Consider the following 21,996-nt stretch of genomic DNA (forward strand, 5'->3'; position numbering starts at 1 on the left):
CACTGGCTCATTCCGCATGCAATGCCTATGCTCCGATTCTCGAATCAGCCTCACGTCGCCTCGTATTACGCCGCCACCGCCAACGACACCACCCGCCATCCCGCACTCGAAGAAACCATCAACGTCGACGTTTGCGTGATCGGCGCCGGCCTCACCGGCATTTCCACTGCGCTCAATCTTGCCGAGCGCGGCCATTCGGTCGCCGTGCTCGAAGCATCGAAAGTCGGCTGGGCGGCGAGCGGCCGCAATGGCGGCCAGTTGATCGGCGGCTTTGCGTGCGATATCGATACGTTCGCGAAGTACATGCCCGCGGACGACGTGAAACGCGTTTGGGACATGGGGATCGAAACCCTCGACATCGTCAAGGAACGCGTCGCCAAACATCAGATCGATTGCGATCTGACCATCGGTTATCTGACCGCTGCCAATAAGCCGCGCGATACCGACACGCTGCAGAAATGGCGCGACGAAGCGCGGCGGCGCTTCGGCTATGACCGCTTCAGTTACGTCGACGCTGACGGCGTTGGCAACTATGTTCAGTCGCAGCGCTACCTCGGCGGACTGTTCGACGCGGACAGCGGCCATCTGCATCCGCTGAATTACACGCTGGGTCTGGCGCGCGCGGCACGCGAGGCCGGCGTGCGGATTTTCGAAGACAGCTGCGTCACGGCCTTACGCGAAGAAAACGGCCGCCATGTCGCGCAAACCGCGCGCGGCGACGTGCGGGCGCGATTCGTCGTGCTCGCCTGCAACACCTATCTCGGCAAGCTGGCGCCGGACGTCGCGAACAAGATCATGCCGGTCGGCACCTACGTGATCGCCACGGAGCCGCTCGACCCCGATCGCGCCGAAGCGTTAATGCCTGCCAAAGCCGCCGTGTGCGACAGCCGCTTCGTGCTCGACTATTTCCGTCCCGCGCCCGATAACCGCCTGCTGTGGGGCGGCAAAGTGAGTTATTCGACATTCGCGCCGCGCAACCTCGGCGAAGCGATGCGCCGCGATATGCTCAAAACCTTCCCGCAACTCGACGATGTCAAAATCGACTATGCGTGGGGCGGTTTCGTCGACATCACGATGAATCGCGCGCCGCATTTCGGCCGGCTCTCGCCAACCGTGTATTTCGCGCAAGGCTTCTCCGGGCACGGCGTGAACACCACCGGACTCGCGGGTAGACTGATTGCCGAGGCGATCGACGGCCAGGCGTCGCGCTTCGATCTGTTCGGCAAGATTCGTCACCGCGACTTTCCTGGCGGCGCTACACTGCGCACCCCCGCCCTCGTACTCGCAATGGCCTGGTATCGAATGAAGGATCTGCTTTGATGAATGCTCCGACGCCTGGCTTCAACACACTCGAGCGCCGCGCCGATGCGCTGATCGCCAACTCCTACTATGAGGCGAGCGCCGCCCGTCCGCTCACCGACGACCCCGCCTTGGAAGGCACGCTCGAAGCCGACGTGTGCGTGATCGGTGCGGGCTTTTCCGGTTTGTCGGTAGCGCTGGAGTGCCGGGCGCGCGGCCTCTCGGTGATCGTGCTCGATGCGTATCGTCCGGGCTGGGGCGCGTCGGGACGCAACGGCGGACAGACGCTGGTGGGTTTCGCGAAAGACGAGGTGATGGAGCGCCAGCTCGGTCTCGAAGGCGCGCGCGCTGCGTGGGCGATGTCGGTGGAAGGCGTGGCGCTGGTGCGCGAGCGCATCGGGCGCTATGGCATCGACTGCGATTTCACGGCCGGCTATCTGACGGTTGCCACCAAACCGAAACGCGTGCCCGATCTGCGTTCGTGGATGGAATCGGCTTCGCAGCGCTGGGGTTATACAAAACTCTCGTGGCTCGATACCGACGAAATACGTTCACGGGTTGCATCGCGGCGCTATCTGGCCGGCGTGTACGATCCGTTTTCCGGCCATCTGCATCCATTGAAGTACTGCCTCGGTCTCGCCGATGCGGCGCGCCGCGAAGGCGCGCAATTGTTCGCGCATTCGCCGGTCGTCGAGATTGAGCGTGGTGCGCGGCCTGTGGTGCGTACCGCTCGCGGCGAAGTGCGCTGCCGTTTCGTCGCGGCATGCGGCAACGCCACCATCGGCGACGTGCTGCCTGCGCCGGTCGCTGCGCGCATTGCACCGATCGCCTCGTATATCGTCGCCACCGAACCGCTCGGCAAGGAACGCGCGGATGCACTGATCAAAGGGCGCGAGGCGATTTGCGACAACAACTTCTTTCTCGACTATTTCCGTTTGTCGGCGGACCATCGCGTGCTGTTCGGCGGACGGGCGAGTTCGACCGGGGCGTCGCTGGCGCAACTCAGTGAAGAGATACGCCAGCGCATGATCGCCGTGTTCCCGCAACTCGCCGATGTGAAAATCGACTATGCGTGGGGCGGTTTTGTCGACGTGACGCGCAATCGTGCGCCCGATTTCGGTTCGATCGATCCGAACTACTTCTACGTGCAGGGGTTTTCGGGGCACGGCGTTGCGTTGACCGGTATTGCCGGGCGCGTGGTCGCCCAGGCAATGGCGGGCGAGACGGCGGCCTTCGATCTGTTCGCGCGGCTGCGCCATGCACGCTTCCCAGGCGGTCCGGCGTTGCGCGGGCCGGCGCTTGAACTTGGGATGATGTATCACCGAATACTCGAGTTGTTCTAGTCGTCATCGCATCTTGTAGCAACAGCACGGCGCAAGTGCGGTAGCCGTGCTGCTTTTTCACTTATATTCACGCCTCCGCCACCCGTGACGCGCGTCACTGGCCTCGCCTTTCCCTCGGCCCCGTTCCCTCGAACATCCACACTCTCCTAAGCGTTTACCCCAAATACCCAATTTGTCGACTATTTATCGATAAATTCTCGTGTTAGATTTCTTCGCCTGCCAGCCGGCGCAACCCGGCGCAACCAATCGGCGCCTACGTGCAACCCGTGTTCGCGGCACTGAAGCAACGCACCGGCAGCACACAACAACGACACCTCAGCGACGCAGCAAGGAGAACATCATGTGGGTTTTAATCGGCGTGCCGATCGTGGTACTCGGCTTCGCATTGCGCTTTAACTCGCTACTGGTCGTGACGATCGCGGGGATCGCCACGGGCGTCGCGGGCGGCTTGCAGCCGGTCGAGATTGTCAGCGCATTCGGCAAGGCGTTTGCCGATAACCGCTACATGGGCCTGATCTGGCTGACGCTGCCGGTGATCGCACTGCTGGAACGCAACGGTCTGAAAGAACAGGCCAAGCACCTGATTTCGCGCCTGCACGCCGCCACCACCGGCCGCGTGCTGATGCTGTACTTCGTGATCCGCCAGATCACCGCCGCACTCGGGCTGACGTCGCTCGGCGGCCACGCGCAAATGGTGCGTCCGCTGATCGCGCCGATGGCCGAAGCGGCCGCCGCGAATCGCTACGGCGAATTACCCGATGCAGTGCGTCAGCAGATCCGCGCGAATGCATCGGCGGTCGACAACATCGCCGTGTTCTTCGGCGAAGACATTTTCATTGCGATCCAGTCGATCCTGCTGATCAAGGGCTTTCTCGAACAGAACGGCATCGCCGTCGAACCGCTGCAGGTGTCGGTGTGGGCGATTCCCACGGCCGTGGCCGCACTCGTGATTCATATCGCGAGACTGATGCTGCTGGACCGCAATCTCTCACACAAGATGACCGCGTACGGCCGGGGTATCGCACGATGATGATCAAACTCGAATCGCTCTACGTGCTGGCCGGTTTGATGTTTGCCGCCTTCGCCCTCTTCAATCTGCAGGACCGTTCGAATCCGCGCCGCCTCGCCAACTTTCTCTTCTGGGGTGTCTATGCGATCACCTTCATGTTCGGTGGAGAACTGCCGCACTTCGTGACAGGCTGCCTTGCCATTGCACTGGCCGTGATCGCCGGTTCCGGCAAGCTCGGCAAAGGCAAAGCGGACAGCAACACCGAAGCGGCCGCCGCGCGCCGCGAAGCGAATGCGCAACGCTTCGGCAACAAGCTGTTCATCCCGGCGCTGCTGATTCCGTTCATCACGTTGCTCGGCACCTTGACGCTGAAATATGCACCATTCGTCGAAGCGAAGAATGTCACGCTGATTTCGCTCGTATTGGGCACGCTGGTCGCGTTCGGCGCGGCGCTTTTCATGCTGCGCGACTCGCCGGTGCACGCACTGAAAGACGCGCGGCACACTATGGACACCGTAGGCTGGGCCGCCATTCTTCCGCAGATGCTGGCCGCGCTCGGTGCGCTGTTCGCCGTGGCGGGCGTGGGCCACGTGGTGTCGGATCTGGTGAAAACGTGGATTCCGCTCGACTCCGCCTTCGCGGTGGTCGCGGCCTATACGTTCGGCATGGCCATTTTCACGATGATCATGGGCAACGCATTCGCCGCGTTTCCCGTCATGACAGCGGGTATCGGCTTGCCGTTGATCGTGCATCAATTCCACGGCAACCCCGCCATTCTGGGCGCGATCGGCATGCTGTGCGGCTTTTGCGGCACTTTGATGACCCCAATGGCGGCCAACTTCAATATCGTGCCGGCCGCGCTGCTGGAGCTGAAAGATCAGAACGGCGTGATCAAGGCGCAATGGCCGACCGCTTTGCTATTGTTGATCGTCAACACCATACTGTTATATCTGTTCGTATTCCGCTTTTGAGGAGGCGCCAATGACTACCCAACTCACTCGCGAATTCGCGTCGAAATTCGCCAATCTCGCACTCGCCCATCTCACGCGCGAATACCCGAACAAGCTGACGCACTCGCTCGCCGGACCGCAAGACGTACAGGGTCCGCGCGCGCTGCATCCGATCTTTTACGGCAGCTACGACTGGCATTCGTGCGTGCACGGCTACTGGTTGATTCTGCATCTATTGGAACGCTTTCCCGATCTGCCCGAAGCGGCGCGCATTGTCGCGGTGGTCGACGAGCATTTCACCGCGGCGAACGTGGCCGGTGAACTTGCGTATCTCGATCTGCCGCACAACCGTGGTTTCGAGCGTCCGTATGGTTGGGCCTGGCTGCTCGCGCTCAGCGCGCAACTCGATTCGCTGAAGCTTTCGGAGGCCGCGCGCTGGTCGAAAACCTTTGCGCCGCTCACCCGGTTTTTTATCGAACAGTTCGAGGCATTTCTGCCGAAAGCGACCTACCCGCTGCGCGTGGGCACGCACTTCAACATGGCCTTCGCGTTGGCGCTTACGCTGGATTTCGCGCGGCAAACGTCGCGTGAATCGCTTGAGGCATTGGTCGTCAATACCGCGGAACGCTGGTTTGTGGACGACGTGGCGTGTCAGGCGTGGGAGCCTGCCGGCGACGAATTTCTCTCGCCGTCACTCATGGAAGCGGAGCTCATGCGCCGCGTGTTGCCGCCCGCGCAGTTCGTCGACTGGTTCGGCCGCTTTCTGCCGAACCTCGGCGCGAAAAAGCCCGCCACGCTGTTCGAGCCCGTCACCGTGACGGATCGTACCGACGGCAAGATCGCTCACCTCGACGGTTTGAATCTGAGCCGTGCGTGGTGCCAACGTTCTTTGGCGCGCGCATTGCCCGCAGGCGACATTCGCCGGACAGTCCTGTTCGACGCCGCCGAGCGGCATCTGCAAAGCGCGCTACCGCACGTGGCCGGCGACTATATGGGCGAGCACTGGCTGGGCACGTTCGCTACGCTCGCATTGGAAGCTTGAATAAGCCTTGATTCAAGGCTCCGATTCGAATTTTCATTGACGGCCTGGTCCGTCAGTCCGCCAGAAACGCGAAAGCGGCGCCGCGCACGAAACGGCTTCCCCCAACCGATTCGCGCCGCGAGCGCCGCTTTTCCATCATGGTCTCAATCCGGAGCCGCTTCTCGCGGCTCAGCCGGCGACCATGCCGGCTTCATGCATTATTGCCCCGTCAGCTTCTTGGGCTTCGGCGGCGCCTGAACCTTGTTGTACTGGAACGCGGGCGTCGCCTTCAAGGCGTCTTTGGTGGCGCCGGCCAGATAGAAATTCCCCTGGCGGATATCCAGCGCAGCGATGGGTACCGCAACGTCGTGCGAGGCCACGCCGAGGAAACCACCGGCGGAGACGATTGCGGCGGACAGCGAGCCATCGGGCGCAACCACCAGATCGCGGACCGTACCGATCTTCTCGTTCTGGTCGTTGTACACCCCCTTGCCAAGAATGCTCTTCTTGACACTCCAGCCGCTCAACAGCGCATTCGACTGCTCGACGGTGATGCTCAGCGGTTGCGTGCCGGCGACTTGCGCCTGCGCACCCAGGCTGGTTGCAGCTACTGCGACGACAACAACAAGTTTGCCCAAAGTCATATCGTTCACTCCGTGTTTAAAGACTTGACCGGCGCATGGCCTGCGCCGAAAGGAATCGCTGCAGCACGATCATACAGATTGCGCCGCGCGACTGCATCCAGCGCGGCGGGAGGCCGCATGCGGACCACGTAAAGAGTATTCGCGACAATGCCCCGTGCTGGCATCACGGCTCGAAGCTCGTGGCGGTAAAATCGCGCAAGGCGATCACGCCTGCATTAGAGGTGGAAGTTTGACTGAGCTTGAACAGGGTTTCATCCTGACCCGACATTGGCGGGACACACCCGCCGGCACGGAAGTCGATTTCTGGCTGGCAACGGACAGCGGGCCCCGTCACATCCGTCTGCGCCCTCAGCCTTCGGTGGCGTTCATTCCCGTCGAGCATCGTGAGCGGGCCGAAACGATCCTGCGCCGCGAAGCACCGCTCGATCTGCGCCCGCTCGATCTCTGCGACTTTCAGCATCGCCCGGTCATGGGACTTTATTGCCCGCAGTACCGGCAATTGACGGGGTTCGAGAAACGCCTGAAGCAAGGCGGCGTCGACGTCTACGAAGCCGACATCTTCCCGCCGGAGCGCTACATGATGGAGCGCTTCATCACGGCGCCGGTGTGGTTCAGCGCAGACGCGCAGAGCAACGGCCACAGCGGCCCGCTCCTTAACAGCGAACTCAAACCGGCCACGGGCTATCGCCCGCCCTTGAAGCTGGTCTCGCTCGATATCGAGACCAGTGCCCACGCCGAGTTGTACTCGATCGCGCTGGAAGGTTGCGGACAGCGCCAGGTGTATATGCTGGGCCCACCCAATGGCAATGCGGGCGCGCTCGACTTCGACCTCGAATACTGCGAAACCCGCGCACACTTGCTGGAAAAACTGAACGCGTGGCTGGAGCGGCATGATCCCGATGCGATCATCGGCTGGAATCTGGTGCAGTTCGATCTGCGTGTGCTGCAGCAGCACGCCGAACAATATCGCATACCGCTGCGGCTCGGCCGCGGTGGTGCGGTGATGGAATGGCGCGAGCACGGACTCAAACAGAACCATTTCTTCGCCGGCGCCGCGGGGCGGCTGATTATCGACGGCATCGAGGCACTGCGTTCCGCGACGTGGAGTTTCCCTTCGTTCAGTCTCGAACATGTCGCGCGTTCCGTGCTGGGCGAAGGCAAGTCGATCGACAATCCATATCAGCGCATGGACGAAATCCAGCGCCGCTTCGACGAGGACAAGCCCGCGCTCGCGCAGTACAACCTCAAGGACTGCGAGTTGGTCACGCGCATTTTCGCAAAAACGGAGTTGCTGCCGTTCCTGCTGGAACGCGCGAGCGTCACGGGGCTGCCGGCGGATCGCAGCGGCGGATCAGTGGCCGCGTTCACGCATCTGTATATGCCGCGTATGCATCGGCAAGGCTATGTCGCGCCCAATCTCGGCGACGTGGCGGGCGCCGCGAGCCCCGGCGGCTTCGTGATGGATTCGCGCCCCGGCCTCTACGATTCCGTGCTGGTGCTGGACTACAAGAGCCTCTATCCGTCCATTATCCGCACCTTTTTGATCGACCCCGTCGGCCTGGTGGAAGGCATGCTGAATCCCGCCGACGATCAATCCGTGCCGGGCTTTCTCGGCGCGCGTTTCTCGCGCACGCGCCATTGTTTGCCGTCGATCGTCGGGCAGGTCTGGCAAGGGCGCGAAACGGCCAAACGCGAGAACAACAAGCCGCTTTCGCAGGCGTTGAAGATCATCATGAACGCCTTTTACGGCGTGCTGGGATCGACCGGTTGCCGTTTCTTCGATCCGCGTCTCGCCTCGTCGATCACCATGCGTGGCCACGAAATCATGCATGCCACGCGCGAACTGATTCAGGGCGAAGGCTACGAGGTCATTTACGGCGACACGGATTCGACCTTCGTGTGGCTCAAGCATGCGCACAGCGAGGAAGACGCGAGCCGCATCGGCCGCGCGCTGGTCGAACATATCAATGCATGGTGGCGGGAGAATCTGCGGGAGAGATTCGGGCTCGACAGCGCGCTCGAACTGCAATTCGAGCGGCACTACCGGCGCTTCTTCATGCCGACCATTCGCGGCGCCGAGGAAGGCAGCAAGAAACGCTACGCAGGCCTCACGGTTATGCCGGACGGCCGCGAGGACATTGTCTACAAAGGACTCGAAACGGTACGAACGGACTGGACGCCGCTCGCGCAACAGTTTCAGCAGGAACTGTACCGGCGCATTTTCACGCGGCAACCGTATCAGGATTACGTACGCGACTATGTACGCGATACGCTCGAAGGCAAGCTCGACGACCAGCTCGTGTATCGCAAGCGCGTGCGCCGGCCGCTCGGCGAATACGAGCGCAACGTGCCGCCTCACGTGCGCGCGGCGCGTGTGGCGGACGAGTTCAATCGGCGGCAAGGGCGCCCGCTGCAATATCAGAACGGCGGCTGGATCAGTTATGTCATGACGGTTGCCGGACCCGAGCCGCTGGAAACGCTGCGCTCGGCGATCGATTACGAACACTATCTGACGCGACAGTTGCAGCCCGTCGCCGACGCGATCCTGCCGCTGCTGCGCGATGATTTCATCACTTTGATGTCGGGCCAGAAGCCGCTGTTCTGAAGCAGTGCTAGCATCGGGCGGATCAAAGCTCAAAGCAAAGGTCACGCATGCAAGAGTCGAACCTGAACACGGCAGGCGAGTTGAAAGACGACGCGCAAACCGCTGCGGATCGCGTGTTTTCAAACGGGGCGCTCAGTATCGGACTCACCTTGCCGATGCTGCGCGCCGGCACCGTCGTGGCCGATTTCGACGAGCAACTGGCGCTCGCACGCCTTGCCGACGAACGCGGCTTTCGCGCACTGTGGATACGCGATGTTCCGTTGAACAGCGCGGATTACCCGGACCCTGTCGGCCATCTCGACCCGTGGGTGTTGCTCGGCGCACTCGCCGTGAATACGCGGCGTATCGCGCTGGCGAGCGGCGCCATCGTGCTCACGCTGCGCCATCCGCTGCATATCGCCAAGGCGGCGGTATCAGTCGGCTCACTCAGCCACGGGCGCTTCATTTTAGGTCTGGGATCGGGCGACCGTCCGCCGGAATATGCCGCATTCGGCCGGGATTCCGACGAGCGCCGCGATCTGTATCGCAGTCACTGGGAAACGGTTGCTGCCGCGCTCGGCGAGCCGCCGCGCGTCATTCCCGATCGCACGCCTGAAGGCGCGCCGACTTTCCGTCTGCTGCCCGAGAGTTCTCATGAGGTGCCGCTGCTCGCGGTGGGATCGGGCGGCCAGAGCGTCGACTGGATTGCGCGTCATTCGCTGGGATGGATGACCTACCACCGCGAACCCGACGCGCAGCGGGCCCGCTACAGCATGTGGCGCGCTGCCGTGGAACGCGCGGCGCCCGAGGCGTTTCGCGCGTTCGGTGTCGCGATGCGGCTCGAACTCAGCAGTGATCCGCATGAGCCGGCCCAGGCCGTTTCACTTGGCTACCGGACCGGCCGGCATGCGTTGATCGACATACTGACGGAGATGCGCGCGGGCGGGACGCATCATGTGACGTTCAATCTGTCATCGGCGCGGCCGGTCGCCGAGGTCGTCAATGAACTGGCTGATGAGGTGTTGCCGCAGTTTCATCGAGAGTAATTTCCTTCACGATCCTGCGGCAGAAAGCATACCGCCCTTGCGCAAGCAAGAACCACCGCCGCTGCACGAACCCGTCAAACCCAGCTCTTTGTCCGCAACGTTTCGATAGCAAGGTCCAGAAATGACCGGACCTTCTGGTTTGCGTGCCGCCCTTCTCGGTGAACGACGTGCACAGGCAACGCGGCCGGTTCATAGTCGGCCAGCACGATCTTCAGCGCGCCCGCTTCGATCTCGCGCGCCACCTGATAGGACAGCAGCCGCGTAACCCCCAGTCCTGCGACGGCTGCCGCGATAGCGGAGTCGTTGGTGGTTGTGATCATGCGTGGTTGAATCGGGACAACGAGCGACTGCCGGTCAGCAGTGAAGCGCCATTCGGGCGCAGGCGAGACACCGCTTGCCTGAATGGTGGTGTGGCCTGCCAGATCCTCGGGGCGCTCTGGTACACCGTATCGATCGAGATAAGCGGGCGCCGCGCACAGGACGCGCCGAACCCCGCCCACCGCGATCGCTTGCAGGGAAGAACTCGGCAACTCTCCGATACGCACCGCGACGTCCGCACCTTCGTCGACCATATTCACAACGCGGTCGAGAAACCAGCAATTGACGTTGACCGCCGGATAGCGCGCCAGGTAGTCGAGCACGATCGGCATGAGATGCATCTTCCCGAACAGCACCGGCGCGGTCACGGTCAACTGGCCTCGCGGCGCCGCGTGCGTGCCGGCCGCCGTAACTTCCGCCGCGTCGATTTCGCCGAGTATGCGGCGGCAGTCCTCGAAATACGTGGCGCCGGCATCGGTCAGCCTGACGATACGCGTGGTACGCGTCAGCAACCTGACGCCGAGCCGTTCTTCGAGTTCGGTCACCATCCGGCTCACTACCGAGGGCGACACGTTCAGCTTGCGCGCCGCCGAAGCAAAACCTTCCGTTTCGACGACGGTCACAAACGTCGTCATTGCCTGAAGTCGGTCCATATCTGCCTGGATGTGCGAGTGAGCGATCGATGCACGCTCGCCGATCAGCAGCAGACTTCGATCAGCGGCGCGGATTCGCCAAGCATAGCAGGCGCGCCGCGCGGCTTCAGACGTAAGCGAGATCACGTCAAAGGTCCAGTAGCAGGCGTTCGGCGCTGCCGCTCCCGGCTTGCGCCGGCACAGCGCAACAGATCAGTGCCTCGTCGTTCGCCACCCTGAACTCGGGCGCGACAGGATACGCGACCGCTCCTTCGAGGACGCGGGTGCGGCAAGTCCCGCAACTGCCGCCACGGCAGCCGAATTCCGGCGACAAGCCCCGCGACTCGGCGAGATCCAGCAACGAACCACTGTCTGGATTCCAGCGCGCTTCCTTGCCGGACTTGACGAACGCAACCGGCGTCGGTTTATCCGCCGGCAAATGCGCAAGGCCTGCGTCTGCGCCGGCGTCTGTCCGACGATGCAACCCCGCCGGCCCGAACGCCTCGGCGTGAATCCGGTTATCGGCGACATTCAGCTCGCGCAGCCCGTCGTACAGCGACTGCATGAACCCCGCCGGTCCGCACAGGTAAAAATCGTAGTCGTTGAATGGGAGTGTCTCGCGCAGAAGTTCGATATCGAGCCGACCTGCGGCATCGAAATCCTTGCCCATTTGCGCGCCTTCGCTATCGGTCAGCGTGCGCACCACGCGCACCTCACCACCGGCATTCGCGGCCAGTTGATCGATCTCTTTCGTGAAGGCCCGCTCGGCGAGCGTGCGTGCCGAGTGAAACAACCACGTCGGTCGGACCCTGCGTGTACGCAAACCTTCATATACGACGTGCCGCAACATCGCGAGCATGGGCGTCACGCCGACACCCGCTGCGAGCAGCACCGCCGGCCGGTGCGCGGCGGCGTCGATGGTGAACTGGCCGGCCGGCGCACGCGCCTCGATGACACTGCCCACCCGCAACGTTTCGTGCAGATGCACAGAAACCAGTCCATGCCGCTTGACGCTGATCCGGTACACCCCGTCTGCCGGCGCCGTGGACAACGTATAGGTCCGGATTACCGGTTTGGTGCAACCGGGCGGCGTGACGCGAATCGGCAGATGTTGGCCCGCTGTGTGCGGAATGAGGCCGGCGCCATCGAGCGGTTCAAGGTAGAACGAACGGATCACCGAGCTTTCGTCGACGACCTGGGTGACCTTGAAGGGACGCCACGCGTCGGCCAGCGCCTGCGCTTTCAGGCGGCTCGCCACCTCGTCCCAACTGCCCGTCATCAGCGAGTTCGGCGACCAGCCGTTCGCCTGAAACTTCCAGCGCAGCGGCAACGCGCCGGCGCGATAGACGATGCGACGCGGCTTGAAACGCCACAGACGCTCCGCGCCCTGAAATGCGGCGATTTCGGGGGAGTCGAGATCGACTTGCGCCTCTCCCGTGAGCTGCAACAGATCGCCGCTTTCGAAATCAGCGAAGACGAGCCCCGCGCGGGGATTGATGACGAAGTTGCCGAGCGTGGCAAAAAACAGGTTGCCTGCAAAGTCAGGAATCGTCAGCACGCCGTCCTCACTCAGGCGCACGAACCCTGCTTTGCCGCCGCGGTGCGAGACGTCGACCTGACGGCCGGCGGGGTCATCGACATAAGACGCGACGAAGAAAGTATCGGCCGTATCGATCATCGTGCGCGCCCGTTCCGACAGGTACTCAAGGTGCACGGCCTCGGCGGGCGGCGGGCTCGCCGGGTCACGAACGAATTCGGCATCGCGCATCTGGATGTATTGCGGACAGTTGCCGAAACTCTGCGTCACGTCGACGTTGAAACCCGCGCCGGTGCTATGGCTCACCGTACCATTCAGGCGATTACGCCGGCGGGTATGCAGTTCGATGCCCAGCAAACCCACCGCTTCGCCATCGTCGAGACCAGCGGAGGCCGGGTCGTGCGGGTCGCGCACCAGGTCGACTAGCAGCGTGCGCGCGGTCGGTGCGTGCAGAAATCCCGGCTTACCGGCAACCAGCGTGGCCCACACGTCGCCTTCGTGATCCACCGCGCCAAGCGCGACAAACGGCAATTGGGAGAAGAACGTGCGATGCTGGTCGGGCATGAAACGACGAATGACCCGCCGCCCGACATCCTGCATCCGCTCAGCCACGCCCACTGCGCGTTGAAGCTTCAATTCGCCCGCATGCCAGGGCGAAACCGCGTTGTCTGTCGAATTTGCGCTCACGATGACACTCCTGTCCGGATGAGGCATAAGCGGGGAATCAGAGAAACGGTTGGCGCGCATCAGGTCGCGCCCGTATCAGCTTGGGGATCGCGCCGGGATCAACCGGGCGGCACCCTGAGATCACCATTACGCCGCGAGGCCAACAGGTGTCTTCCTGAACTCGACGAAGCCAGGCAGCGCTTCGATGCGCCGCAGCCAGGTACTGACGTTCGGGTAGCCGGAGAGATCGACATTGCCTTCCGGCGCCCGCGCGATGTAGCTGTACAGCGCGACGTCCGCGATGGTCGGATGGGCTCCGACGATGAATTCGCGACCGGTCAGCTCCTGATCGATGATCTTGAGGATCGCGTGAGCTCGGCCGATCACCTCCTCCGCATTGCGTGCCGCACCAAACACTGTGATCAGCCGCGCCGCCGCCGGGCCGTAAGCGATTTCCCCCGCGGCAACCGAAAGCCAGCGCTGGATCGCCGCTTCGCCGGCCGGCGTCTGCGGCAGCCAGTCCTTCTGGTTCAGCTTGCGGGCGAGGTATACGAGGATTGCATTCGAATCCGCCACCACCGTGTCGCCGTCGACCAGCGCGGGCACCTGGCCGAAGCGGTTCAGCTTGAGGAATTCCGGTGACTTGTGCTCGGCCTTCATCAGGTCGACTTCAATGAGTTCATGCTCGACACCGAGCAGCGAGAGGAACAGGTGGGCGCGATGCGAGTGGCCGGACAGCGGGTGGTAATAGAGTTTCATGACGATCTTCCCTGGTTGGCGGTGTGGCTGGGAAATCCGAACCACTGGAGCCAAGTCTAGGGACGCCGTCCTTTTTCCAGAATACGTCGCAAGGTCAAATCAATGTTCTCGTAACGAGAACAGTGCTGGCACCCTGATTGAGTTGAGCCCCCGTTCGTCTCAACCCGGTAACGCTGCACGGGTCAAGGGATCTATCAATGGCGTGCGCCGACTTGCCCTGTCAGCGCATTCGAGGCAACATCGCTTGCTCGATGAACCGGATTTCCCAAACCGACCTGCTACAGACGCTTACCGGAAAAACTCAGGCGAACCACGGCCATTAAATGAAACGCTTCGAATTGCTGGCCAACACAATGGCCGACGAGATTCGCTCCGGCCGGCGCCTCGTTGGCTCCCGGATGCCTTCCCTGCGACAGCTCACGACGCAGCACGGCGTGAGTCAGTCAACGGTATTCCGCGCGTACTATCTTCTCGAAGAATGGGGGCTGATTCGAGCACGCGAACGCTCCGGATACTACGTAGCGCCAGGTGCCGCGCTTAAGCAGCCGCTGGCTTCGAAGCCTCCTCCTGCTTTGGCATCCGCCAGGGTCGAGATCAGCGACCTCGTCTTCTCGGTGCTCGAGGCGGCGAAGCATCCCAACGTGGTTCCGTTCGGCTCCGCGTTTCCGTCTCCCAAGCTTTTTCCCCTTCAGCGCCTCGCCAGATCGCTCGCGCACTCGACCCGTTTGATCAGTCCGTGGAGCACTGTCGTCGACCTTCCGCCAGGCAATGAGCAACTGCGTCGCGAGATTTCGCTGCGGTATATGGCGATGGGCATCGCGCAACCAATGGAAGAGCTTGTTGTCACGAATGGCGCACTGGAGGCGCTCAATCTTTGTCTGATGGCAGTGACGCGGCCGGGAGACGTGGTGGCGATCGAGTCACCCGGATTCTATGCGGCGCTGCAGGCAATCGAACGCCTCGACTTGCGGGCGGTGGAAATCCCGGTCGATTCCGTTTCGGGTCTTGATCTGGAGGCTCTGGCGCATGCGTTCGAGACGCAGCCTATTCGGGCATGCTGGTTCATGACGAACTTTCAGAACCCGACAGGCGCCACGATGTCGCAGGAAAAGAAGAAAGCACTGGTCGAGCTTCTGGCCCGGCACGACGTGCCGCTCATTGAAGACGACGTGTATGGCGAGCTACATCACGGAGCCGCCAACCCGCTGCCGGCGAGGGTCTTTGACCAGAAGGGACTCGTCATGCACTGCAGTTCATTCTCAAAGACACTTGCACCGGGCTATCGCATTGGCTGGGTAGCGGCGGGGCGTTTCGCCGGGAAGGTCCAACGTCTGAAGTTGATGACCACCTTATCGGCCAGCATTCCCGCACAGGCCGGCATAGCCGACTATCTGCAGCACGGCGGCTACGACAAGCATCTCCGGAAACTACGTGGCGCGTTGCGCAATCAGCTGGATACGATGGATGCCGCACTGCACCGCTGGATGCCCGCTGATTCGCACTGGACGCGACCGTCCGGTGGATATTTCGTCTGGGTCCGACTGCCCCACCATGTCGACGCGATGCAATTGCACCGCCTTGCGATAGAAAATGGAATCAGCATTGCGCCGGGCCCCATTTTTTCCGCGCAGCACGCATTCCGCGACCACATCCGTTTGAATTTTGGTCATCCGTGGGACGAAAGAACCGAGCAGGCTGTTAAAACCCTCTGCTCGCTAATCAAACTGTCCAGCCAGTGAACAACGGACACCTTCTCGCCTCTCAATGCGCGACGGTGATTGCGAGCTTCGCCAAGGCAAAGAGAATCGCGCCGAACCCGGTGGCAAGAAGCACGGCAACGAAAGGCAACAGCGGTAGCCTGACTCCCGTGATATCCGCTTGATGCGAGGCGCCGCGACGAACGCCCAGAAAACTCCACAGCACGATTCGCGTCATCTTCAACAGGTTCATGACCGCACCTCTCCATGCAGCATTGTTTGATCTCCCGTGACACTATGGGCCGGACAGATCCGACAAAGAAGTAGCAGTTGTGAACTATTCGAACGTAGCAGTCTTCCTTCGTGCGGCCGTTCAGCGGCCTGTCCGAGACCTGCGTCCGGATCTGCTACCGCGATTTTTGCTGCATCTGCTACTTTTCAGCGCTTTCCTTTCCCTCTATTGTTTGCGGATAATAGAACCCGCGTTTACCGCACAGCTGTCTTTCGAGGCACAGGGCGAAAAGTGGCAAAAAAGTCTTTGTGCAAGGCTCTTTGCCAGGCACCGCCAGGCCGACGAGGTACGGCAAGCATCACCACCGGCGAGACCCGTCTCTTTACCGACCCAACGCCTGGGCGAGCAGCGCCACGTGCAGCCGCAGACACACCGGACCATGTACCAATACACTGAGTTTGACAAATCCTTCGTACGCAGCCGCGCAGCACAGTTTCGCGACCAGGTCGAGCGATGGCAATCCGGTAAGCTCAGCGAGAACGACTTTCGTCCGCTACGTCTTCAAAACGGATGGTATGTGCAACGGCACGCTCCAATGCTGCGCGTTGCCGTGCCGTATGGAGAGTTGTCGAGTTCGCAGTTGCGTGTGCTCGCCCGGATTGCGCGCGAGTATGACGAGCCTGAGGCCGAGGTCTATCGGCTTGCTTGCGAAGCACAGCGCAAACTCGGCACTCTCCACCTGCCTACCCACTATGCGCATTTCACAACGCGCACCAATGTCCAGTTCAACTGGATTCCGCTCTCGAAAGCGGCGGACGTGATGGACCTGCTCGCCAGCGTCGACATGCATGGGATTCAGACCAGCGGCAACTGCATTCGCAACATTTCCTGCGACGAACGTGCCGGAGTCGCACCGGACGAGATCGCCGACCCGAGGCCATTCGCTGAAATCATGCGGCAATGGACTACGTTGCATCCCGAGTTTGCCTTTCTTCCGCGCAAGTTCAAGATTGCAATTACCGGCGCGGCCGAAGATCGGGCCGCGACGGAGTGGCACGATGTAGGTTTGCGGCTCATCAGGAACGAAGCAGGCGAACTTGGCTTTCGGGTGACAGTCGGCGGCGGAATGGGTCGCACGCCCATGATCGGCGCAGTGCTGCGTGAGTTTTTGCCGTGGCAGCAGATCATGAACTATATCGAGGCGGTTGTACGCGTCTATAACCGCTACGGTCGACGCGATAACAAGTACAAGGCGCGCATAAAAATCCTGGTCAAGGCCGAGGGGCAGCGCTATGTCGACGACGTGAACGAGGAATTTCGCCAGATCGTCGAATTCGATGGCGGACCGCATACCATTGCGCAGGCCGAACTCGACCGCGTCAGCGCTTCGTTCGTGCCGCCAGCCTTGCATAAGCGAACACCTGCGAACGTCGGCGGTGTCCGCATGGATCTGCGCGCACAAGCGGAAATCCATCCGCGTTTCGGGAAATGGTTGGAGCGCAACGTGGCGCTACACAAGGATCCGCAAATGCGTGTCGTGACCTTGTCATTCAAACGCCTGCTTCAGGCACCCGGTGACGCATCGGCCGATCAGCTCGATACTGTCGCCGAACTGGCCGCGCGATATTCGGCCGGTGAGGCACGCGTAACCCATACGCAAAATGTGGTGCTGCCGTGGGTCCATGCGGACGACCTTTTCCCGCTCTGGCAAGCCGCCTCCGACGCGGACCTGGCCAGTGCAAACGTGCGCCTTCTCACAGACATGATTGCGTGCCCGGGCGGCGATTTTTGCGCCCTTGCCAATGCACGTTCCATTCCGGTTGCACAGGCGATTGCCGAGCGTTATCAGGATCTCGACGAACTCGACGATATCGGCGAGATCGATTTGCATATCAGCGGCTGCATCAACTCATGCGGTCATCACCATAGCGGCCACATCGGCATTCTCGGCGTCGACAAGGACGGACAAGAGTGGTATCAGGTTACGCTGGGCGGAGCGGATGGGAAGAATTCGAGCGGTGTCGCGCAGCCAGGAAAAGTCATTGGACCGTCTTTCTCCTCGCATGAAATACCTGACGTCATAGAAGCGATACTCTCCACTTACCGCGATGTACGAAGCGCAGATGGAACGCGGGAGACGTTTATCCAGACAGTCAGGCGCGTCGGTCTCGAACCGTTCAAGCTTGCCGCCAACGGCGCCCGGTGCAAAACAGAGGTTTCATTGTGACAAATGGCACTCGACTGAAAATCCTGTCAACGTCCGAACATCTGGCGGACGATGTCGAGAACGCGACTCTGCTTCCCAATGACGCAGACCCGACTACGCTTGCAGAGCGGATTGAAACGATCGCACGCATCGATCTCCACTTCCCGGACTTCACAGACGGACGCGCATACAGCCAAGCCTATCTCCTACGCCGCAGGCTCGGATTCAAAGGTGACTTACGCGCCACCGGAGACGTTTTGATAGACCAGTTCGTCCAGATGCAGAGAACGGGATTCTCTAGCGCGGTACTCAAAGACGGTGTCGATCCGGCCGACGCGAAACGCCAGTTCGAGCGATTCCCCGGCTACTATCAGGCCGCCGCTGAAAAAACCAACGAAAAGCTCGAGCCGATGTGAAATCGAAACCGGTGCGGATAACCAACTGCCGTTGACGCACGCATTGAACGTTTGAAATAGCGCCGGCCCAATCGTCCCAGGCACGAACTGGCTACTTCGAAATCTTCTCCAGTTCGATTCCGTTGGTGCGTGGCCCCATCAAACCAATCGCGAGCATCACGATCAACATCGCACCTGCGATGAACACGAACACGCCGCCAGTGCCAAAGTGCTTCAACACGGCGGCGATCAGAAAGGCGGTGAAAATCGCCGAAAAGCGGCTCCACGAATAAACGAAACCGACTGCCCGCGCACGAATGCTGGTCGGAAAAAGCTCGGCCTGATACGCGTGGAAACTGTACGAAATGATGTTGCCCGCGAGCGTCAAACCTACACCGAGACTCACCAGCAACACAGCACCCGCCGCCTGACTGAACCACAGCCCGCAGACGATATTCACACCCGCCATCACCACGATCACCGTCTTGCGCTCGAAGCGGTCGCCGATAAAAAGCCCGATCACCGGACCGAGCGGTGCAGCCAGCGCGATCACGCTCGAATACATCAGACTCGTGGTGATCGTAATGCCCTGCTCGATCAGAAGCGTGGGCACCCAATTCGCAAAGCCGTAGAAGCCCACCGTCTGGAAGATATTGAAGATCGTCATCATCAGCGTACGGCTGCGGTACGGCGGCACCCACATATCGCGGAAGCTGCCGCGCGGCGCAACCGGCACCGGCGGCGCGGGCGGCGGCAGTTCGCGGCCGTACTCGCGGCGCACCTTCGTTTCGAGTTCGGTCATCACGCGATCGGCTTCGGCAAGACGTCCTTGTTGTGCGAGCCAGCGCGGGCTTTCCGGCAAGGCGCGGCGAATCCACCACACGAACAGCGCACCGTGTGCGCCGATCAGCACGACCCAGCGCCAACCGTCGAGGCCGAGCAGCGTGCGCGGCACCAATAGATACGAGAGAAATGCCACCACCGGCACCGCCGTAAAACCGACTGCCTGTTCGCACGCGAATGCGCGGCCGCGAATCTGCTTGGGCACCAGTTCCGAAATGTACGTGCCGATCGTCACCAGTTCCACGCCGATGCCGATCCCGGCCAGGAAGCGCCAGAAGTTCAGCCCGGTAGCCGTTTCCTGAAACGCCATCACGACGTTGGCCGCGGTATACCAGAGCAGCGAGTAGGTGAACACCGCACGGCGTCCGAAGCGATCCGCCAGAAAGCCGCACGCGATCGTGCCGATAAAGAGGCCGCTGAACAGCGCGGCAATGAAACTCGCTACGCCGGTCGAGCCGAACAGACCATGCGTGGTCGCGGTCAGCAGACCGCTTTTGACGAGGCCCGGCGCGACATAGCCCGAGTACAGCAGATCGTAGAGTTCGAAGAAGAAGCCGAGGCTCAGCAGCACCACCAGCTTCCAGATGGAGCGTGTGGCGGGCAGCCGGTCGAGGCGGGCGGAAATGCTGCCGGCGTCGACCGGAGTGGCCGCGCGCGCACTAGTCGCCGCCGTATCCGAATATACCGCGCCACTGCTGTTCGCGACGGAGCCGGCATGATCTGGGGATGCCATCCTGTCTGTCTCCTGTGTCGGTCGGAGTTAGCGCTTTAGCGCTTACTCCGACCCCATGCAAGTCATTGCGGTCGGTCGGAGTTAGCGCTTTAGCGCTTACTCCGACCCCATGCAAGTCATTGCGGTCGGTCGGAGTTAGCGCTTTAGCGCTTACTCCGGCCCCATGCAAGTCATTGCGGTCGGTCGGAGTTAGCGCTTTAGCGCTTACTCCGGCTCCATGCAAGCCACTGCGGTCGGTCGGAGTTAGCGCTTTAGCGCTTACTCCGGCTCCATGCAAGCCACTGCGGTCCGCCAGAGTCGACGCTTTAGCGCCTATCTCGGCCCGTGGCCAGCATTCTAGCCGCGTGCGCGCTTCAATTGTTCGAGGGTCGCGATTTTCCCGGCAGCTCGCTAGCTGCCACCGTAGACCGACTCGCATGACACACATCGATTGCCTATGAGGCAAACGCCCTTCCGTGCTCGACGCGGCTGCGCCGGCCAACCGCGAGTCGACTAACGCTCCGACTGCGGTGCAGCGGCGAGCATCTCCAGATGACGTGCTTCGGTTTCGTCGTCCGCGGGGAACATGCACTCGAGCCGTAGTTCCTGCGCCGCGACCGTTTGCGGCGTGCCCACGCTCGCGACCACCGAGAAATACTTCATGACGTGGCCGTCCTTGACGAAACCGATAGGAATGACCGGCATGGCCGCCGCCGAGGCGTCCGCAGCCAACGGATGGTCCGCCTCGAAGCTCGTGTGCACGGCTGGATAAGCCCGCAGCTCGTCAAGCAACTGCTGCATCCGATCATCGATCACGCGGCCCACCGACTCCCGGTAGACTCGCTGGATCAGGCTGTTCGCCACGGTTTGCCAATCGGCCACGACCGGGCGCATGCCGCCCGGGTCGAAAATTAGATGCAGCATGTTGCGCGGCCCCTTGCGTGCCGCCATATCGACAAAACAGTTGAAAAAGCGCGGCGCGGCGTCGTTTGTCATCAGCACATTCCAGTAGCGGTCCATAACCAGTGCCGGAAACGGCTCATGCTGACGCAGCATGCGTCCGAGCGCTTTCGTGACACTCTGCATTTCCTGCGCGTTCCACGCGCCGTCGGCGTAGATCGGCGCATAGCCCGCGGCCAGCAGCAGCGTATTGCGTTCGCGCAGCGGTATGTCGAGGGTCTGGGCGATATCCATCAGCATTTGACGGCTCGGCGCACTGCGCCCGCTTTCGATAAAGCTGATATGACGCTGCGAGACGCCGGCCCTGAACGACAGGTCGAGCTGGCTGATGCCGCGTATGTCTCGCCAGTGACGCAACAGCACGCCGAGATCGTTCGGCGGCGCATTTTTGACCGGATTCGCTGGGTTCATCGCTCTCTTGTCCGCAAGTCGATTCGGAATTGCCGGTGACGAGGGAACGCCGACATCCGTGATGCGCCGGCGCCGCAGTTCGACCGAAGCCTGCCGCCGAGCATACTCGCCCGGGCCGACCGTTTCTTCCCTCGCGCGACTCAAGCCGTCCAGGCGTGAACCTGGAACTGCGCTTCCAGCGGCGGCTGCGCGATGCTGCCCACGTAGTTCGTAATCGTCGACGCTGCCGCCACGGCGAGCACTTCAAGCACCTGATCGCGACGGAAACCGGCTGCGATGAACGCGCTCACATCGTGTTCGTCGAGATGTCCGCGCTTCTCGATCGCGGTCTTCGTCAACGCCGACAGCGCGGCACGCCGGCGGTCCGCAGGCTGCCGGCCTTCGCGAATCGCTTCGACATCTGCGGAGGTAAGCCCCTCGTTCAGCGCCAATGCCGTATGAAACGCGACCGCCCACGTACACGCGTTGGTCACCGCATTCGTCAACAGCAGCGTCTGGATCTGCGCTTCCGTGAACGTGCCCGCGTGGACTTTCTGGAACAGGTTGATGAAAGCGCCGATCAGCACGGGTGATTCGGCCATGACCCCCGCAATGTTGGGAATAAAGCCGAACGTCTGCTGGAGCTGCCGCAATACCGGTCGGGATTGCTCCGGTGCGGAGTCGATGGTGTGAAGCCGAAACGTCGACATGATGTGTCCTCGATAGTGGACGCGGTTCAACGTGAACTGCGCG

The 21,996-nt window shown here is 61.7% G+C and carries 18 protein-coding genes; 10 read left to right on the forward strand and 8 right to left on the reverse strand.

What is annotated here, in order from left to right:
* Window positions 1-27 precede the first annotated feature (27 nt).
* From NE850_RS03710 to NE850_RS03730, 5 genes are all read left to right on the forward strand, one after another.
* Entirely contained in the window at window positions 28-1,320 is a 1,293-nt protein-coding gene (locus NE850_RS03710) for an FAD-binding oxidoreductase (protein ID WP_007177783.1), read from the forward strand.
* Window positions 1,320-2,642, forward strand: a complete 1,323-nt coding sequence (locus NE850_RS03715) for an FAD-binding oxidoreductase (protein ID WP_165188678.1) — start codon at window positions 1,320-1,322, stop codon at window positions 2,640-2,642. Before NE850_RS03710 ends, NE850_RS03715 begins: the two co-directional genes overlap by 1 nt.
* 340 nt (window positions 2,643-2,982) lie before the next feature.
* Window positions 2,983-3,672 (forward strand): DUF969 domain-containing protein, encoded by a 690-nt coding sequence (locus NE850_RS03720; RefSeq protein WP_007177785.1) that lies wholly within the window; start codon window positions 2,983-2,985, stop codon window positions 3,670-3,672.
* Complete coding sequence (locus tag NE850_RS03725; RefSeq protein ID WP_035516726.1) at window positions 3,672-4,622, forward strand: DUF979 domain-containing protein; 951 nt, start codon at window positions 3,672-3,674, stop codon at window positions 4,620-4,622. Before NE850_RS03720 ends, NE850_RS03725 begins: the two co-directional genes overlap by 1 nt.
* Before the next feature lie 10 nt (window positions 4,623-4,632).
* Window positions 4,633-5,643, forward strand: coding sequence for a DUF2891 domain-containing protein (locus NE850_RS03730; protein WP_007177787.1), 1,011 nt, complete (start codon window positions 4,633-4,635; stop codon window positions 5,641-5,643).
* Between the two features lie 197 nt (window positions 5,644-5,840).
* Here the strand turns inward: NE850_RS03730 and NE850_RS03735 are convergent, their stop codons facing one another.
* Entirely contained in the window at window positions 5,841-6,266 is a 426-nt protein-coding gene (locus NE850_RS03735; protein WP_165188682.1) for a PRC-barrel domain-containing protein, read from the reverse strand.
* Between the two features lie 229 nt (window positions 6,267-6,495).
* Here NE850_RS03735 and NE850_RS03740 point away from each other — a divergent pair, with 229 nt between their 5' ends.
* On the forward strand, window positions 6,496-8,871 hold the full coding sequence (locus tag NE850_RS03740) for a DNA polymerase II (RefSeq protein ID WP_165188684.1): 2,376 nt from the start codon (window positions 6,496-6,498) through the stop codon (window positions 8,869-8,871).
* Window positions 8,872-8,918: 47 nt separating this feature from the next.
* On the forward strand, window positions 8,919-9,896 hold the full coding sequence (locus NE850_RS03745; RefSeq protein ID WP_197740292.1) for an LLM class oxidoreductase: 978 nt from the start codon (window positions 8,919-8,921) through the stop codon (window positions 9,894-9,896).
* Window positions 9,897-9,970: 74 nt separating this feature from the next.
* On the opposite strand, the gene NE850_RS03750 is transcribed toward NE850_RS03745, so the two are convergent.
* The 3 genes from NE850_RS03750 to NE850_RS03760 form a co-directional block, all read right to left on the reverse strand.
* A complete protein-coding gene (locus tag NE850_RS03750) occupies window positions 9,971-10,867 on the reverse strand; it encodes a LysR family transcriptional regulator (protein WP_007177791.1) in 897 nt (298 codons plus the stop codon).
* Window positions 10,868-10,994: 127 nt separating this feature from the next.
* Window positions 10,995-13,070 carry a pyridoxamine 5'-phosphate oxidase family protein gene (locus tag NE850_RS03755; RefSeq protein WP_310698445.1) on the reverse strand — a complete coding sequence of 692 codons (2,076 nt, stop codon included), beginning with the start codon at window positions 13,068-13,070 and terminating at the stop codon, window positions 10,995-10,997.
* A gap of 126 nt (window positions 13,071-13,196) precedes the next feature.
* Window positions 13,197-13,808 carry a glutathione S-transferase family protein gene (locus NE850_RS03760; protein WP_007177793.1) on the reverse strand — a complete coding sequence of 204 codons (612 nt, stop codon included), beginning with the start codon at window positions 13,806-13,808 and terminating at the stop codon, window positions 13,197-13,199.
* 323 nt (window positions 13,809-14,131) lie between these two features.
* Here NE850_RS03760 and NE850_RS03765 point away from each other — a divergent pair, with 323 nt between their 5' ends.
* Window positions 14,132-15,547, forward strand: coding sequence for a PLP-dependent aminotransferase family protein (locus tag NE850_RS03765; protein WP_007177794.1), 1,416 nt, complete (start codon window positions 14,132-14,134; stop codon window positions 15,545-15,547).
* Between the two features lie 22 nt (window positions 15,548-15,569).
* Here NE850_RS03765 and NE850_RS03770 read toward each other — a convergent pair whose 3' ends face one another.
* Window positions 15,570-15,758 carry a DUF2970 domain-containing protein gene (locus NE850_RS03770; RefSeq protein WP_007177795.1) on the reverse strand — a complete coding sequence of 63 codons (189 nt, stop codon included), beginning with the start codon at window positions 15,756-15,758 and terminating at the stop codon, window positions 15,570-15,572.
* Between the two features lie 418 nt (window positions 15,759-16,176).
* Here NE850_RS03770 and NE850_RS03775 point away from each other — a divergent pair, with 418 nt between their 5' ends.
* Window positions 16,177-17,964: a nitrite/sulfite reductase gene (locus NE850_RS03775; protein WP_035516730.1), complete on the forward strand. Its 1,788-nt coding sequence runs from the start codon at window positions 16,177-16,179 to the stop codon at window positions 17,962-17,964.
* Entirely contained in the window at window positions 17,961-18,359 is a 399-nt protein-coding gene (locus tag NE850_RS03780; RefSeq protein ID WP_310698446.1) for a DUF934 domain-containing protein, read from the forward strand. The genes NE850_RS03775 and NE850_RS03780 overlap by 4 nt, the downstream gene beginning before the upstream one ends.
* Window positions 18,360-18,450: 91 nt before the next feature.
* On the opposite strand, the gene NE850_RS03785 is transcribed toward NE850_RS03780, so the two are convergent.
* The 3 genes from NE850_RS03785 to NE850_RS03795 form a co-directional block, all read right to left on the reverse strand.
* A complete protein-coding gene (locus NE850_RS03785; RefSeq protein ID WP_165188686.1) occupies window positions 18,451-19,914 on the reverse strand; it encodes an MFS transporter in 1,464 nt (487 codons plus the stop codon).
* 492 nt (window positions 19,915-20,406) lie between these two features.
* Entirely contained in the window at window positions 20,407-21,264 is an 858-nt protein-coding gene (locus NE850_RS03790; protein WP_165188688.1) for a helix-turn-helix domain-containing protein, read from the reverse strand.
* Between the two features lie 140 nt (window positions 21,265-21,404).
* Complete coding sequence (locus tag NE850_RS03795) at window positions 21,405-21,953, reverse strand: carboxymuconolactone decarboxylase family protein (RefSeq protein WP_007177800.1); 549 nt, start codon at window positions 21,951-21,953, stop codon at window positions 21,405-21,407.
* Between the last annotated feature and the right edge of the window lie 43 nt (window positions 21,954-21,996).

It is taken from the genome of Paraburkholderia sp. USG1, from assembly GCF_031570135.1.
Taxonomy (GTDB): Bacteria; Pseudomonadota; Gammaproteobacteria; order Burkholderiales; family Burkholderiaceae; genus Paraburkholderia; species Paraburkholderia dioscoreae.

Coding starts and splice junctions, on each gene's coding strand:
- NE850_RS03760 (WP_007177793.1), bottom strand. CDS start 13,808: ATGAAACTCTATTACCACCCGCTGTCCGGCCACTCGCATCGCGCCCAC.
- NE850_RS03730 (WP_007177787.1), top strand. CDS start 4,633: ATGACTACCCAACTCACTCGCGAATTCGCGTCGAAATTCGCCAATCTC.
- NE850_RS03790 (WP_165188688.1), bottom strand. CDS start 21,264: ATGAACCCAGCGAATCCGGTCAAAAATGCGCCGCCGAACGATCTCGGC.
- NE850_RS03795 (WP_007177800.1), bottom strand. CDS start 21,953: ATGTCGACGTTTCGGCTTCACACCATCGACTCCGCACCGGAGCAATCC.
- NE850_RS03750 (WP_007177791.1), bottom strand. CDS start 10,867: ATGGACCGACTTCAGGCAATGACGACGTTTGTGACCGTCGTCGAAACG.
- NE850_RS03765 (WP_007177794.1), top strand. CDS start 14,132: ATGAAACGCTTCGAATTGCTGGCCAACACAATGGCCGACGAGATTCGC.
- NE850_RS03720 (WP_007177785.1), top strand. CDS start 2,983: ATGTGGGTTTTAATCGGCGTGCCGATCGTGGTACTCGGCTTCGCATTG.
- NE850_RS03770 (WP_007177795.1), bottom strand. CDS start 15,758: ATGAACCTGTTGAAGATGACGCGAATCGTGCTGTGGAGTTTTCTGGGC.
- NE850_RS03715 (WP_165188678.1), top strand. CDS start 1,320: ATGAATGCTCCGACGCCTGGCTTCAACACACTCGAGCGCCGCGCCGAT.
- NE850_RS03785 (WP_165188686.1), bottom strand. CDS start 19,914: ATGGCATCCCCAGATCATGCCGGCTCCGTCGCGAACAGCAGTGGCGCG.
- NE850_RS03725 (WP_035516726.1), top strand. CDS start 3,672: ATGATCAAACTCGAATCGCTCTACGTGCTGGCCGGTTTGATGTTTGCC.
- NE850_RS03710 (WP_007177783.1), top strand. CDS start 28: ATGCTCCGATTCTCGAATCAGCCTCACGTCGCCTCGTATTACGCCGCC.
- NE850_RS03775 (WP_035516730.1), top strand. CDS start 16,177: ATGTACCAATACACTGAGTTTGACAAATCCTTCGTACGCAGCCGCGCA.
- NE850_RS03745 (WP_197740292.1), top strand. CDS start 8,919: ATGCAAGAGTCGAACCTGAACACGGCAGGCGAGTTGAAAGACGACGCG.
- NE850_RS03735 (WP_165188682.1), bottom strand. CDS start 6,266: ATGACTTTGGGCAAACTTGTTGTTGTCGTCGCAGTAGCTGCAACCAGC.